At 34.0% G+C, this 16663-nt stretch carries 12 protein-coding genes and 1 pseudogene; 11 read left to right on the forward strand and 2 right to left on the reverse strand.

Going from position 1 to position 16663, the window contains the following annotated elements; translation table 11 throughout:
* Positions 1 to 44: 44 nt before the first annotated feature.
* Together BMW63_RS18370 and BMW63_RS06095 are read right to left on the reverse strand one after the other, a co-directional pair.
* Positions 45 to 173 (reverse strand): LytTR family transcriptional regulator DNA-binding domain-containing protein, encoded by a 129-nt coding sequence (locus BMW63_RS18370; protein ID WP_245744893.1) that lies wholly within the window; start codon positions 171 to 173, stop codon positions 45 to 47.
* Positions 174 to 177: 4 nt separating this feature from the next.
* Positions 178 to 711, reverse strand: coding sequence for a LytR/AlgR family response regulator transcription factor (locus BMW63_RS06095; protein ID WP_317040264.1), 534 nt, complete (start codon positions 709 to 711; stop codon positions 178 to 180).
* A gap of 150 nt (positions 712 to 861) precedes the next feature.
* Between BMW63_RS06095 and BMW63_RS06100 the strand changes: the two genes are divergently transcribed.
* From BMW63_RS06100 to BMW63_RS06145, 11 genes and pseudogenes are all read left to right on the forward strand, one after another.
* A complete protein-coding gene (locus BMW63_RS06100) occupies positions 862 to 1140 on the forward strand; it encodes a transposase (RefSeq protein WP_074722306.1) in 279 nt (92 codons plus the stop codon).
* 224 nt (positions 1141 to 1364) lie between these two features.
* Entirely contained in the window at positions 1365 to 1979 is a 615-nt protein-coding gene (locus BMW63_RS06105) for an IS3 family transposase (protein ID WP_262488737.1), read from the forward strand.
* Between the two features lie 215 nt (positions 1980 to 2194).
* Positions 2195 to 2422: pseudogene (locus BMW63_RS18605) on the forward strand (phage integrase SAM-like domain-containing protein); the annotation flags it as partial.
* Between the two features lie 18 nt (positions 2423 to 2440).
* A complete protein-coding gene (locus tag BMW63_RS18655) occupies positions 2441 to 3043 on the forward strand; it encodes a site-specific integrase (RefSeq protein ID WP_394333760.1) in 603 nt (200 codons plus the stop codon).
* 689 nt (positions 3044 to 3732) lie between these two features.
* Positions 3733 to 6816 (forward strand): SusC/RagA family TonB-linked outer membrane protein, encoded by a 3084-nt coding sequence (locus tag BMW63_RS06115; protein ID WP_074722308.1) that lies wholly within the window; start codon positions 3733 to 3735, stop codon positions 6814 to 6816.
* Positions 6817 to 6827: 11 nt separating this feature from the next.
* On the forward strand, positions 6828 to 8333 hold the full coding sequence (locus tag BMW63_RS06120; protein ID WP_074722310.1) for a SusD/RagB family nutrient-binding outer membrane lipoprotein: 1506 nt from the start codon (positions 6828 to 6830) through the stop codon (positions 8331 to 8333).
* An 8-nt stretch (positions 8334 to 8341) separates the two neighbouring features.
* The gene (locus tag BMW63_RS06125; protein ID WP_139174204.1) at positions 8342 to 9982 is read left to right on the forward strand and encodes an alkaline phosphatase family protein; all 1641 of its coding nucleotides are present in this window, start codon (positions 8342 to 8344) and stop codon (positions 9980 to 9982) included.
* Positions 9983 to 10016: 34 nt separating this feature from the next.
* Positions 10017 to 11366, forward strand: coding sequence for a (R)-1-hydroxy-2-aminoethylphosphonate ammonia-lyase (pbfA, locus tag BMW63_RS06130; protein ID WP_074722312.1), 1350 nt, complete (start codon positions 10017 to 10019; stop codon positions 11364 to 11366).
* Between the two features lie 32 nt (positions 11367 to 11398).
* A complete protein-coding gene (locus BMW63_RS06135) occupies positions 11399 to 14230 on the forward strand; it encodes a bifunctional YncE family protein/alkaline phosphatase family protein (RefSeq protein WP_217643723.1) in 2832 nt (943 codons plus the stop codon).
* Positions 14223 to 15521, forward strand: a complete 1299-nt coding sequence (locus BMW63_RS06140; protein WP_083380366.1) for a DUF5690 family protein — start codon at positions 14223 to 14225, stop codon at positions 15519 to 15521. Before BMW63_RS06135 ends, BMW63_RS06140 begins: the two co-directional genes overlap by 8 nt.
* On the forward strand, positions 15505 to 16662 hold the full coding sequence (locus BMW63_RS06145; RefSeq protein ID WP_074722316.1) for a TIGR03364 family FAD-dependent oxidoreductase: 1158 nt from the start codon (positions 15505 to 15507) through the stop codon (positions 16660 to 16662). Before BMW63_RS06140 ends, BMW63_RS06145 begins: the two co-directional genes overlap by 17 nt.
* Position 16663: the final 1 nt, after the last annotated feature.

A 16663-nucleotide genomic window follows, 5' to 3' on the forward strand; every position in this document is an offset into this window, starting at 1 on the left:
AATAAGAGGATCTGAATCTGGAATAGGCACGTTTAAAAGTATTTCTATTTTTTGACTATTATGTTTAATAATTCCTGAATATAATTTCTGTTGATGATGTATTTTCTACTTATTTTGAAGAAAAGAACCGAATCAATTGTATTGACCAAATCTTTTAAATTATTATTATACAAATAACTATGTCCTGTATTGATATGAATAAAAAGGTGCTTCCCCGTTGCAAAAAAAATAAGCTATCGCTGAATCATTTATCGATATAAGTTTATCTCTATGGTTCACCAAAAAATTATTCTGAATATTGTTTTTATTTTCAATTTCAGTTAAAGACTTAACAATTAATCCTAGATTAAAAGTGTCTTTTATGTTTTTATATTTTATCAAAGATTCTAATAACTCTTCTTCAGCATAAGGCTTTAAAAGATAATCTATTGTGAAGTTTTTGAATACCTTAACCGCATATGAATCATAAGCAGTAATAAAAATAACAGGACATGAAATAGTTGTTTGTTCAAAAATATCGAGACTTTTACCGTCTCCTAAGTGGATATCCATAAAAGCAAGATCAACATTATTTTCTTTAAAAAAAATGGTAGCATTTTTCACAGACTTCAGTATATAAATTTCAGAGATAGAAAGTATTGTCTGTAGTTCAAGAACCGATTTTAGATATCTTGATGCAAGATTTTCATCTTCAATAATGGCTATTTTAATTTTGTTTTTTTTTGTACAAAGTTAAAAAAAAAGCTCCGTTAAAAAACGGAGCTTTAAGATTTACAATTCAGGATTATGCTGACCCCCAAAATTCGGACAATATATCCCGACTAATTTAGATAGGAATAAAAACCTTAAATTAGCACTATTATGTCAAGAACAAGAAGAACCTTCGGGAAAGACTTCAAATCCAAAGTTGTTTTGGAAGCCTTAAAAGAGAAAGATACCATCGAAGTATTATCAAAAAAATACGAGTTGCTGCCCAACCAAATTTCAATGTGGAAGGCAGAAGCGATCCGGAATCTTTCTGCGGTTTTTTCTGCAGAAAAAACAGTCGTTGCCAAAGATGAAATTCCAACAGAGAAACTCTATGCTCGAATAGGTCAGCTGACTTTAGAGAATGACTTTTTAAAAAAAAGTCTGGGTTAGTATCCATCAGTGAGCGAGTAAAAATGGTCGATACCCAAAATAAATTGAGCATTGTCAAACAATGTCGATTATTAGAAATTCATCGCGGCGGTCTTTATTATAAAGCAAAACAGGAAAGTTTAGAGAACTTGAAAATAATGCAACTACTAGACCAACAGTATTTTAATACTCCATTTTATGGTTGCAGGAAACTGACGTTCTGGCTCTAGGATTTAGGTTTTATAGTGAATCACAAACGGGTAAAACGATTGATGCAAATCATCAATTGGCAAACCATTTATAGGGAATCTAAAACAACAATGAGTAATAAAGAACATAAGAAATACCCTTATTTACTCAAAGGTTCGAAGATTACCCCTAAAAATCAGGTGTGGGCAACAGATATCACCTATATTCCTATGGCAAAAGGATTTATGTATTTGACTGCGATTATAGATTTGCATACAAGATTTGTTTTGAACTGGAGTGTAAGCAACACAATGAGTACCGATTGGTGTGCCGATATTTTGCAAGAAACCATACATAAGTATGGTGCGCCCGAAATTTTCAATATAGATCAAGGAAGTCAATACACCAGTGAGGTTCACACCAATGTGCTATTAAACAATGGAATAAAAATTTCTATGGACGGTAAAGGACGAGCTATTGACAACATTTTTATAGAACGATTATGGAGGACAGTCAAATACGAAAATGTATATTTACAAGCATATTCTGATGGAATCATGCTTTATAGAGGACTCAAAGATTATTTTGAATTTTATAATAAACGGCGACTTAATCAGTCATTAGACTATGGAACGCCATATAATAATTATTACAAAAAGGAAGTAGCATAAAATCAGAATGACTTTTTTTGGCTTTTCATAATAGCCAAAAGTTATCTCCTATTTCAGCCAAAATAATAGAATATCAAACTAAAAACCTATTTTAAATCGTTGAGATTTCTGTCTGAAAAATGGGTACAGTATATAGAACCCTCGTCCCTATCCTCCAAGACCATAACAACAAAATCAAAGAATTGGTGGGTAAATAATATGCACCCGGAACATTTGAGCGCTATAAGACCTCCTTAAAACATACAATCGATTTTCTCGAATGGAAATACAAAATATCCGATATCGAGATTGCCAAAATAAACCATGCTTTTATTACCGATTATGAATTTTACTTACGAAGTGTTAGAAAGTGCGCCAACAACACCACTATCAAATACATCAAGAACTTTAGCAAAATCATGAAGATATGTTTGGCCAACAATTGGATAAACAGAAACCCATTCAGTAACTACAAAGCTAAAATCAGAGAAGTGGAACGCGTATATTTGTCAGAGGGAGAAATTGAGAATATCATCAACAAAGATTTCAAAACAGAAAGACTATCCTTAGTACGCGATATCTTTCTTTTTAGCTGCTTTACCCGTTTGGCTTACATTGATGTCAAAAACCTAACAAAGTCCCACATAAGCCTCGGTATTGATGGAGAAAAGTGGATATTCACCCACCGCCAGAAAACAGAAACGGCTTCGAAGATTCCAATTCTTCCAATTACCCAAATGATTATTGATAAATACGAGGATCATCTGGAAAGCTGCAATCAAAAAAAACTGCTCCCCATTTTGAGCAACCAGAAAATGAATGCCTATTTAAAAGAGATCGCAGGCATTTGTGAAATCGAAAAAGAACTTACTTTTCACATTACACGCCATACTTTTGCAGCCACAGTAACACTCACGAACGGAGTTCCTATTGAAAGTGTAAGCAAAATGCTTGGACACAAAAACTTAAGAACCACTCAACATTATGCAAAGGTGTTAGATAAAAAAGTTAGTGAGGACATGATAATTTTAAGAAATAAAATGCTAAACAGCAACAATGATAAAATCATCAAAAAGGCTAATTAGAATTTTCACTAATTGAATTTAGCACTTAATAAGCTTAGAATAATGATTTAGTCTATGTAATCTGCTACTGGAAGTAAAACAATGCCAAAATTTAAGGATGAAAACACATTTGGAGCAAAAGCAAATTCAAGTTTAAATACCCCCTCGTCATCTCATAAAACCTCCCCCGCAAATAAAGACCTAAGGAAAAATTCGTTGATAGCTGATATTTTTCTTTAGCCATTTTATGCTATTTCTTTGTTAAGTCGTTTCGACGTATTAAAAAATATTCGTCGAATTACTTACCACTGCAATCTTTACCTGCTAAATAATTAAAAATTTAATTATCGTAAAAGTTAAGCTCTATGAAATTGTTGAAGCTTCTCCTAAATGGTTTGAATAAAAACTAAATGAGGTCCTTCCTCCTCCCAGAATTGAGTCGTATGAAATAGACCCGCTGTCTGTTGTACTTGGCATACCTGATCTTGACTTACATATGACAGTATATTTTTAAAATACGGTGTAACAATATAAAATATTACTATCATGACTTTATAAAATATTTACTATTTGTAAACATTTTAAGTTAACTATTTAATAACGTCTTTAACAATAAGGCATTTATTTAATAACATTACAAGCAAGTTAAGTATATATTCCCTATCGATATTTGCCACATAATAATTAATTAAATTTACAAATATTAAAAAATGAAAAAAACTAAAGCAAATCTAATATTGATAATTACCCTTTTATCATTTGTTATTAGCCATTCTCAAAGTAATATAAAAGGGAAGGTCTTAGGTGAAAATAATATCCCCTTACCATCGGTATCAATCGCTGTAAAAGGAAGTACTATTAGCACTTTAACAGATCTTGATGGTAACTTCAAAATTGAACTTCCAGCGAACAAATCAATTCTGTTGATTTCGTACATAGGATATAAATTAGTAGAATTAGATACCAACACGACCTCTAATTTGGTAATTGTTTTGAAACCAGATTCACAATCATTAAATGAAGTAGTTATTACTGCTTTAGGAATTAAAAAAGAGAAAAAAAGATTAGGATACTCAGTTCAAGAAGTTAAAGGTGATCTTACTAAAGCAAGAGATCCAAATGTTCTAAATTCGTTATCTGGAAAAGTCTCAGGACTGGTTGTTGCTTCTTCAGCAGAATTTTTTACTGCTCCAAATTTATACTTAAGAGGGAAAAAACCTTTAATAGTTGTTGATGGAGTTCCATTAGGTACAGATTCTTGGAATATCAGCCCAGACGACATAGAAAGTATTAACGTATTAAAGGGCGCTAATGCTGCTGCATTGTATGGATCTGACGGTGGAAATGGAGCAGTACAAATTACTACGAAAAGAGGAACTAAAGATAAACGAGGTTTCGTCGTAGAGTTAAACCAAAACAGCATTTTGCAAGGAGGTTTTAATGCAGTTCCAAAAACACAAAATAATTATGGGCCAGGTTCTTATGGAAATTATGCTTTTTTGGACGGAAAAGGTGGAGGAATTAATGATGCAGATTATGATCAATGGGGACCAAAATTTGATGGACAGTTAATTACTCAATATGACAGCCCTTTAGATGCAAACGGAAAACTAATCCCAACACCATGGCTAGCACGAGGAGCAAATAACTTAAATAATTTTCTTGAAACTGGAATTTTAGAAACAACTAATCTAGCTGTAGCATCCCAATTTGACAAAGGAAACGTTCGCTTCTCGATGTCACACACATATCAAAAAGGAATTAATCCAAATACTAAACTTAACATATATAACTTCAACTTAAGTAGTAAATATAACTTTAGCGAAAAAACTTCTATAGATGCAAGCGCTAATTTTAGTTTACAAACTTCACCAAATAATCCAAATGTAAATTACGGACCAAATAGTTACATATACAACATGCTTATCTGGGGTGGTGCAGATTATGATGTTAGGGATCTTAGAAATTACTGGCAAGATGGCAAAGAAGGTTTGCAGCAAAAGAATTTTGAATATACACGTTACAACAACCCTTATTTTATGGCTTATGAATGGTTGAGAGGAAAACAAACAAATGATTTCAGAGGACAAATAAACTTAAACCACAAATTCAATACTAATTTAAATGCTACCATAAGAACAAATATAGCTCTTGAAAACGAATTTGAAAATGAAAAATTTCCTTATTCAATGTCTACGTATGGGCGAGAAAAAGCACAAGGTGATTATAAGGAATCGTACTATAATAATATTAAGAGCTATACTGATTTCATGTTGAATTACAATAATACATTTGGTGATTTCGGTTTAAACGCTACATTAGGTTCAAATATAAACATAGAAAAATATAGAAACTTATTTGCTACCACAGATTATTTAATCGTTCCTGGATTATATACATTAAGTAATACACAAACACCGGTTCAACCGACAAACTACAATAGCCATTATGAAACTTATGGCTACTATGCCTCTGCTGATTTCTCTTACAAGTCTTTCTTATTCTTGGGCGCAACAGGACGTATTGATAAAGATTCTAGATTGCCAGAAAAAAACAATTCTTTTTTCTACCCATCGGTTTCATTGAGTGCTGTATTGAGTGAAGTAGTAAATATACCTATAGTAGATTATTTAAAAGTACGAGCATCTTATGCCAAAGTAGGAAGTTCTTTAGCTATTTATAGTAATTTAAACACCTATAAATTAAACAGTCCGTTTACTATAAATGGTACAACTTATAATCCTGCCTATGTCAATTCGGTTTTGTCAAATCAAGATTTGCAGCCAGCTTTCAACTCCTCTACTGAATTTGGTATAGAAACTAAATTGTTGAAAAATAAATTGGGTTTTGATATTACCTATTATGAAAATAAAAATGGTCCTCAAATATTTGACTTACAATATTCTGCAGCTTCAGGGTATGATGGTAAAAAACAAAATGGTATTACTACTAAAACAAAAGGTTGGGAAATAGCATTAACAACATCTCCTATAAAAAATGAAAGTTTTAGTTGGAATATTGGTCTGAACTGGTCTGCATATAAAGAATACTTACAAGAAGTGTACGGCGACATAACCAATAATGGAAGGATAAAAGTTGGCGAAAGAGTAGACGCTTATTATATCACAGATTTCATGAGAACTAACGAAGGTCAATTAATTGTTGGAAATGATGGTAAGCCATTGCAAAATGCGTATCAAACAAGAGTTGGTTATGCAGCACCAGATTGGTCTGCAGGAATTGCAAACAATCTACGATACAAAAACTTCTCTCTTGATTTTTCACTTGATGGTCGTTATGGGGGAAAAATTGAAAATTATGTAGCACTTAAAATGTGGCAAAGTGGTAGACAAATTGGTACAGACACTCCCGAAAGAGCCTTTGACGTTCAGGGTATAAAATCATATGTAACCGATGGAGTAATAATTACTGGAGGTCTATTAACTACTGATGGTGAAGGAAATGTACTATCAGATACTAGAACTTTTGCTCCCAATACAACAAAAATGTATTATCAAGATTTTTCAAAGTCGTATCATGGACAAACAGCTGCAAACATTATTGACAAAACGTTCTTTAAATTAAGAGAAGTAACTCTTACCTATAACTTACCATCAAAAAAGCTAAAAAATACTTTTATTAATAGTGCATCTGTCTCGCTATTAGGTAGAAATTTAATCTATTTTGCCAAGCACAAAGACATTGATTTAGACCAGTTTAACAGTGAAAAAGGATCTCCATTACAAACACCAACAGTAAAAAGTTACGGTTTAAACGTAAACCTTAAATTCTAAATAAATTAAAAATGAAAAATTATAATAGTACAAAGTATTTAACAATTTTAGCTGTTATGCTACTAGTGTTTTCCTGCACACCGTTTGGCGACTTAACAGATGATCCAAACAAAGCCACTAGCGTCCCTCCATCGATGTTGCTATCAGAAGTTCTAAATGTTGTTAACAATATTAGTGACGATGGGCCTTGGCGTGAAACGCAGCGTGACAATCAATTTTGGGTGATCTGTTTTGATTATTATGGCGATCAAGATTATAACTGGGGAGCAGCAAATTTTAGATACAATACCTTATCTACAGTAATTGCAATGGAAAAAGAAGCTAAAGGACTCGATAATCAAGAAAAGTATGAAGCTATTGCTAAATTTTTTAAAGCGTATTTCTATGATTATATGTCTAAAAGACTTGGAAACATTCCTCTAACCGAGGCTTTACAAGCGTCATCTGAAATTGCAATTACCCAGCCGAAATATGATGATCAAAAATCAGTTTACATCGAAGTCTTAGATTTATTGGAAGCCGCAAACGACCAGATAACTAAAGCAAAGACACAGGTAGGAACTTCAGCAATTTCTGGCGATTTCTTCTTCAATGGAGATCTAGATAAATGGCAAAAAACAATTAATGCTTATCATTTGAGAGTTTTAATTTCTTTGAGCAAGAAAAATGCAGACTTAAATATTGCAAGTAAAGTAAATGCAATTATTTCTAATCCTTCAAAATACCCATTGTTCAGTGGTATATCAGATAATATGATGCGTACATTCTCTGATGAGCAGGGGAATCGTTATGAATTAAATCCAACAAGCTATGGTTTCAGTAGAAATAGGAATATTATTGGCGCAACCTATTTAGATTTACTTAAAGCTAATAATGATCCCCGCATTTACGTTGTTGCAGATCCTGCACCGTTTTTTTTCAAGGCTAATGATCCTTTAAACTTAAATGCTTATGTAGGTGCTAAAACTGGTGATGAACAAGGACAAATGCAAGTAGATTCTGATGCGGGAAAATACAGTTACCCAAGTGAAAAAAGATATTATTCGACATTTAAAGGCGAGCCCTATATACAGATTGGTTATTCAGAGCAGGAATTTAATATTGCCGAAGCTATTAATAGAGGCTGGACGACTGGCAATGCAGAAACACACTATGAAAATGCTATCAAGGGATCTATGCAATTCTATGACATAGAACAAGCAGATATTGATTCCTTTCTAACAAATTCTAATGTGGTTTATAAAGGAAACAATACCAATGGACTGAATCAAATTCTAACTCAAAAATACGTTGCCTTTTTTGATAATTCTGGAATAGAAGCATATTGTAATTTTAGAAGGACAGGTATTCCTTCGTTTGATATTGGTCCAGCCAATAAAAACGGAGGCAAGATACCTTTACGTTGGAAATATCCTGTAAGTGAATTCGAAAACAATACAACAAATGTAAATGCAGCATTGGGTTCTCAATACAGCGGTTCTGACGATATTAATGCCACAATGTGGATAATCAAATAGGTATTAATATGGAAATAAAAAAAAGTATATTCATCACCATAGGGATTTATTCCCTGTGGTTTTGTTTTCCAATACAGAGTCAAAAATTAGACCCTGTTAAACACGTAGTAGTTATCGGATTTGATGGTTTAAGTCCTGACGGTCTGGCTAATACAAAAACACCAGAATTTGATAAAATAATTTCCGAAGGTACTTCAACCATGCATGCTAGAGCAGTTTTACCTTCAAGTTCAAGCACTAATTGGGCTACCATGATTACAGGTGCTGGGTCTGAACAGCATGGGATTACTTCTAATAGTTGGGAAAAAAATAATTTTGTATTACCCGCAGTGGTACAAAGTGATGATTTTTTGTTTCCTACTATTTTTAATTTGGTTAACACCAAAATAAAAAATGCAGAAATTGGGGCAATTTACCATTGGGATGGATTTGGGAGACTTTTTGAAAAAAGTGCTGTTGATTATGATATAAATCCAAAATCAGAAGATGAAACAGCTCAAGTTGCTAGTGCTTACATAATATCAAAACAACCAACATTTACTTTCATACACTTTGATCACGTTGATCATGCCGGTCATGAATTTGGTCATGGTACTCCCGAGTATTACATAGCTGTTGAAAAAGCCGATGCCTTATTGGCTGAAGTGATGCAAGCTATTACTTCGTCTCCAATGGCTAATGAAACGCTAGTAATAGTATCTTCAGATCACGGTGGAATCGGCAAAGGTCATGGTGGCGAAACTTTGCAAGAAGTAGAAATTCCATTTATTATTTGGGGAAAGTCGGTAAAGAAAGGGTACACTATAAAATACCCAGTTTATCAATATGACAACGCAGCAACAGTAGCTTTTGCTTTGGGTTTGCAGTTACCAATGGCTGGTATTGGAAAACCAATAAAAAATGCGTTTGTAGGTTTTAATCAATCAGATGATTATCCTATTATTAAAAGGCTGCTAGAACCGGTAATTGTACCAAAAGCAACAATGATTAAAAAAGCGGGTGGTCTGTTTAAAGATAATGCTGAAGTGCTGATTGAAAACCCGAATAATCAAGGAAGCATAAAATACACCTTAGATGGTTCCATGCCTTCTCGCTCATCGAATAGTTACATTAAACCATTTCAAGTTTTGAAAAACACAGTAGTTAAAAGTGCTGTTTTCGAAAATGATAAAATTGTGAGCACGGTTACTGAGGCATTTTTTAGAGTGTATCCCACACATTTAAAACCACCAGTTTCTTATGAGGTATTTTATTTGTCGAATTTAACTAGCATTCCTTTTTTGGATCAACTGTCGCCTGATGCTAAAGGAACTTGCTTCGAAATTACATCAGATGAAGTAAAAGAAGCTATCAAGGATAATACTGTTGTAAAGTTTACAACTGAAATGGTTATCGAGAAGGAAGATACTTACGTATTTTTCACTCGCTCTGACGATGGAAGCATTCTTAAAATCAATAACGAAATTATTGTAAACAATGATGGTGACCATGGTGTTGTAGAAAAATCGGGTAAGATAAGGTTGAAGCCAGGAATTTATCCATTAGAGGTCACATGGTTTAATGACGGTGGCTCAGGATGGCTTGATGTTTATTACAAAACAGCTTCAATGCCTAAACAAATTATTCCAACAACCCTTTTTAAAGGCTAAAAAGAGGGTAAAGAAACATATTAGCATATAAATTATGATTTTAGGAGAGAACAAGAAAACAGAAGGGGACATCAATATTTCTTTGATTAGGGATGCTTGGATAGCAAATGAAATTGATGATAAGACGAAAATTCTTTTAGACAAAGATGCTCGCTATTTTTTACATCAATCATTATCAACACCTTGCTTAGATGTTTTGAAAAGTTGTAGTGGTGCTTATATCGAAAATATTTCTGGTAAGAAATATTTAGATTTCCATGGAAATAATGTACATCAAATAGGCTATGGTAATCCTATTTTGATTGAAAATATTATCAAACAATTACAAACTTTACCATTTTCTCCAAGACGTTTTACCAATGAACCGGCAATTAATTTTGCTGAAAAACTAGCTAGTCTTATGCCTTCTAATCTCAATCAAATTCTGCTAACTCCTAACGGTAGCGCTGCGGTGGGAATTGCATTAAAACTAGCCAGAGCAATAACAGGAAAATTCAAGGTAGTCTCATTTTGGGATTCTTTTCATGGGGCTTCATTAGATGCGATCAGTGTTGGCGGGGAATCTGCTTTTAGGGACTATATGGGCCCTTTGACGCCCGGTGTTGAGCGTATTCCACCACCAGTAACGTATAGAGGTATCTTCGAAGATAACGAAAACAAATGTCTAGAATACTTAGAATATGTTTTTTCGAAAGAAAATGATATTGGTGCTTTTATTGCCGAAACGATTCGAAATACAGACGTCCAGATTCCTTCGAAGCATTTTTGGCAAGAAGCCCGAAAGCTCTGCGATAAATATGAAGTCCTATTGATTTTAGATGAAATTCCTATTGCCTTGGGTCGAACAGCTAAGATGTTTGCCTTTGAACATTATGACATCGAACCTGATATTTTGTGTATTGGTAAAGGTTTAGGTGGTGGGGTTATTCCACAAGCGGCCATTATCACTAGAGACAAGTACAATCGATTTCAGGATATTTCCTTAGGGCATTATACGCATGAAAAAAGTCCGTTAGGAGCTATTGCTGGTTTAACTACAATAGCTATAATTGAAAATGACAACCTCTTGCAAAAGGTAAAGAAAGATGAAGTGTATTTAAAATCAGCATTTGAAGTATTAAAATTAAAACATGCTTTAATTGGAGATGTTAGAGGTATTGGTTTGTTGTGGGGCATAGAGTTAGTGACTAATAAATTCACCAAAGAAAAAGCCAATACTGAAGCTGAAAAGATAATGTACGAATGTTTAAAACGAGGGTTAAGTTTTAAGATATCTGCTGGAAATGTATTGCAATTGTCACCTACATTAACAATTACTCGGGAAGAGTTAGATCTTGCATTGACTATCTTAGACGATAGTCTAACTAATATTGAAAATATTTAGCTTACACTTTATAAAATAATAAAACAACACAAATGATAAAGAAAATTATTTCATGCTTCTTCCTGCTCTTAATTGCTGATTGCAGTACCAAAAGTAAAGTTATTGGTACCATATGGCTGGCTTCAGCTCCAGCTGGAATAGAGCTCACACAAATTAATAAACAGGGTAAAACAATAATTCCTAACGGACGGTTTGTTACTCCACTCGGCAAAAGTATAGTAACAGCTCCTCATCCATACGGACTAACGATAAGTCCCGATAATACTATCGCCGTTACAGCTAATTCGGGGACTAATCCGATTTCGATTTCAATCATTCGAAACTTATTATCCAATCATCCTGAAGTGCAGCAGGTCCCTCCTACTTCAGCTACAGACAAAGGAGTTCTTGCTTCTGTGTTTATGGGGTTAGCCATTTCTCCTGATAATAAAACAGTGTATGTAGCTGGGGGGCAAAAAAATAAAATTTATCTTTTTGATTTGGCAAATGGTGCAGCCAAAGGTTTTATTGATTGTACTTCCAAATCTGAAATTCATGATTATACAGATGGTTACATTGGTGATTTAAAACTCTCCAAAGATGGGAAAACCATTTATGCAGTGGACCAAATTGGTTTTAGAATGATCATTGCAGATACGGATTCTAAAACCTTAACACAATCAGTACCTGTAGGACGCTATCCGTTTGGAATTTGCCTATCGCCTGATGAAAAAAAGGCTTATGTAGCTAATGTCGGGATGTTTCAATATTCGTACATAAAAGACAGTGAAAAAGAAGAAGCTAAAATCACGCCAATTAGTTATCCGGCGACCGCTTATGGCTCTAAAGAAATGGTCGAGGGAATTCAAAATGATACAATAAAAATTAATGGTTTAGGCGCACTGAATGCTATTGAGGCTTTTTCCGTTTTTGCCATTAATTTAGAGGATAAAAACAATGCAAAAGTAGTTGCTAAAATTAAAACAGGTCATTTAGTAGGCGCCATGATAGAAGGAATTCCAGCTGTTGGTGGGTCAAGCCCAAATTCTATTGTTGCCACAAATGATTATGTATTTGTGAGTAACGGTACCAATGACAACATCTCGGTAATTTCCATCAAGAAAGATACTATTATTAACACCATTGCGTTAAAACCAGATTACAGAGTTAAACAATTTAGAGGAGTTATCCCTTTTGGCTTGGCAATAAGCCCAGATCAAAAACGATTGTATGTCGCAGAATCAGGAATCAACGCCATTGGCGTAATCAATATAAAAGATCAGAAAGTGGTAGGACATATTCCTGCGGGATGGTTTCCCTCTAAAATCGAAGTGACCAAAGATGGGAAGCACTTAATTATTGCTAATGCAAAAGGATACGGAAGCGGTCCAAACGGAGGTCGTTCTTTTCAAGTAGGCTCAGAAGGAAGTTATATTGGTTCGTTAATGAAAGGAACCGTCCAAGTTGCAGCTATTCCTTCTGATGACCGACTAGAAGAAATTACGCAGCAAGTTATTTCAAACAACTTTAAATTTACAAAGGCAACCGATACTATTTATAACAGCAGAAAAGACAATCCTATTCCGCTTTATCCAGGTGAAAAAGAGAGTCCGATTAAACATATCGTTTTTATTTCTAAAGAGAATAGAACCTATGACGAGATTTTTGGACAAATAAAAAAAGGGAATGGCGATGCATCACTTGCTAGATATGGTGAAAATGCTGACTTTGTAAATAGAGAAAAAACAGATTCATTAGCTGCTATTACTGTTATGCCAAATCACCTAGCTCTAGCAAGACAGTTTGGTTTAGCCGATAATTTCTATGTAGATTCTGATGTCTCTGCTGATGGACATCGTTGGTTAGTAAACACCTACCCAAATGAATGGTGTGAAACGGCTACAGCAGCTAGTTATGGGGGCAATAGAGATTTTAAATCAGAATCAAAAGCGCCAGGAATTTTTGCAATGAACGGAGCAGCAGGAGCCATTTATCCTGAAGATTATAATGAAGCGGGATCAATGTGGGATCATTTGGAACGTAACGCGATACGTTTTTACAACTTTGGTTTTAGTATCATGTTTGAACCAGCACTATACGAAGCCAATTTCAAGTATACAGGTATCAAACAATTTGTGAACTACCCTATGCCACAACCTTTGTTTACAAGAACTTCTAAAACGTATCCTACCTACAATACGTCTATTCCAGATCAATTTAGAATAGATCAGTTTGAGAAAGAGTTTGATGAAAAGTGGGTTAAAGGCAAAGAGCTTATGCCAGAGCTAATTACAGTAATTATACCCAACGATCACGGTGCCGGAGATAATCCAAAGGCAGGATATCCTTTCAAAGAAAGCTATTTGGCTGACAATGATTTGGCTTTAGGCAGAATTGTAGAATACTTATCAAGAACGCCCTATTGGAAAGACATGCTAATCGTAGTTACAGAAGATGATGCTCAAAACGGAGTTGATCATATTGATGCGCATCGCAGTGTCCTACTGTTAATTTCCCCTTGGGTAAAAAGAGAGTATGCAAGTCACCTTCATTACAGTTTTGGAAGTATATTTAAAACATTTTGGAATGTTTTAGCTACGCCCTATCTCAATCAATATGATGCTGGCGCTACTGATTTATCTGATTTTTTCACTAGTACACCTAATTATAAACCGTACAACGCCGTAGAAGTTGACCCAAGAGTTTTCGACCCTCAAAAAGCACTGGATCCATTTGATGAAAATTTTGATTGGAAATCATTAAAAGAATCACCAGAGATGGACAACGAAGCTGATATGTTACGTGAAAGCAAAGAACAAGACGAATACCGATTAGAAAATCGCGAAAAGAAAAACATTCAGAAGAAAAACAGTAAAAATGAGTAAAAGTAAGTCCAATATATTTTTTATTCTAAATGCTTCCGTAGCATCGTTTGGGGCCTATTTTTGCATGTATGCTTTTAGAAAGCCATTTACTGTAGCCTCTTTTGAGGGGTTGGAAGTGTTTCATATCGACTATAAAATCCTCTTGATTATTGCTCAAGTAATCGGATATGTTTTATCTAAGTTTATTGGCATTAAGGTAATATCTGAACTTAAGACGAACCAGCGCGTATACTATCTATTGGGTTTGATAGGTATTGCAGAAATTGCATTGGTACTTTTCGCAATAGTTCCGAAGCCCTACAATATCTTCTTTATGTTTATGAATGGCTTGCCATTAGGAATGATTTGGGGGATAATTTTTTCATATTTAGAAGGAAGGCGATTTACTGAAATTTTAGGTGTGGCTTTGAGTACAAGTTTTATAGTATCGAGCGGCGTGGTAAAATCTGCAGGCTACTTTGTGATGCATACTTGGGGATTTTCAGCGTTTTGGATGCCAGCTATTACCGGTTTGTTGTTTGTGATTCCGTTGTTGTTTTTTACTTGGATGTTGGAGCGCATTCCAAAACCGAGTCAAGAAGATATCGAATTGAGAACCGAGCGTATTCCGATGACAGCAACAAGTCGGAAAAAAGTGTTGCTCAAATTTTTATTTCCTATAACATTATGGGTATTATTTTATACTTTTTTAACTGCATTCAGGGATTTTAGAGATAACTTTTCTCGCGAATTATGGGACAGTCTCGGTTTTAAAGAAGATCCTTCAGTCTATACTTCCTCAGAAACCTTGGTTGCTATTGTTGTATTGCTAGTTTTAGCAACTGCCTTTTATTTTAAAGATAATATGAAAGCCCTTATTTTTTATCAAATTTTACTTTTAGTAGGCTCTTTTTCAATAGGAATTTCTACCTTATTATTCCAGTTTGGAAACATTAGTCCTTTTATTTGGATGGTTATCTCTGGATTTGGTCTATACATCTGTTATGTCCCGTTTAATTGCCTTTTTTTCGATCGCTTTGTGGGTGCTTTCAAAATTAAAGGGAATGCAGGGTTTCTAATTTATATTGCAGACGCTTTTGGATATTTTGGTAGTGTATTGGCTTTGTTATATAAAAATTTTGGTCAAAGCAGTCTGTCTTGGTTAGCCTTTTTTGTCAAAGGAGCGTATTTAGTCGCTGGCATCGGTGTACTTGTAACCTCCTTTTCGATTCTATATCTGAATAAAAAACACAAGAAAAATAAGAAACAAAATATAAATTATCAATTAGTTTTAAATGAAAACACACTATGATTTAATAGTAATAGGCGGGGGAGTTTTAGGAACTTTTCATGCGTATCATGCACTAAAAAAAGGACTTAAAGTTGCTATATTAGAGAAAGACAAAATGGCAAAAGGAGCTACTATTCAAAATTTTGGACAAGTAGTTCCCTCTGGTATGGACTCTAAATGGCAAAGGTATGGAAGAGAAAGTTTAGCGATTTATAAAAAAATTCAAAATCAATTCGACATTTCGGTTAGACAGAACGGTTCGGTTTATTTAGCCTCAAATGAAGAAGAGCTTCAGTTGATTGAAGAATTAGCTCAAATTAATAAATCTAATAATTATGAATCGCATTTACTTAGCAAACAACAATGTTTAGATAAATATCCAGGAGTACGGGGTGATTATGTACAGGCAGGATTGTTTTTTCCAGAGGAAGTTACCATAGAACCTAAAACCATGATATACAAATTACAAGAGTATATGATTCAGCATATGGGATTGGAATTTTCAACTAATGTCTGTGTTGTAGAATGCGAAAATGTTAATGATGGCGTATTTATTAGAAGTACTTCTAATGAAGAATTTTTTGCCACAAAAGTAATTATTTGTAATGGAAGTGAGTTCAAAGTCTTATTTCCTCATTTATATAATAATAGTGATTTAGAAATTTCTAAATTACAAATGATGCAAACTAAGCCACAGAAAAATTATACTCTGAACGGTTCTGTGTTATCAGGTTTATCTATAAGACGTTACGAGTCTTTTTATGAATGTCCTTCATTTAAGACCATTAAATCAAAAGAAGAAAAAAACACCTTAGAAAAAAAATGGAGTGTACATATTTTATTTAAACAAGCTACAGATGGATCTATTATTTTGGGAGATTCCCATCAATATGCTGATGCCCAAAACACAGATGATTTAGGTGCTAATTTAGATATGGATATCGATAACTTCATGATTCAAGAAGCAAAAAAAATCATTAATTTGCCCAATTACGAAATTCAAAACCGATGGTTTGGGATCTATTCACAATGCAAAACTAAAGATATTTTTGAGCATACCATTGGCAAAAACATTCATATCATCACTGGAATTGGTGGAAAAGGAATGACGGGAAGCGCAGGATTTTCTAAAGAAAATATTAGTAAAATTTTTAATAAATAAA

Source organism: Flavobacterium frigoris (genome assembly GCF_900111075.1).
Taxonomy (GTDB): Bacteria; Bacteroidota; Bacteroidia; order Flavobacteriales; family Flavobacteriaceae; genus Flavobacterium; species Flavobacterium frigoris.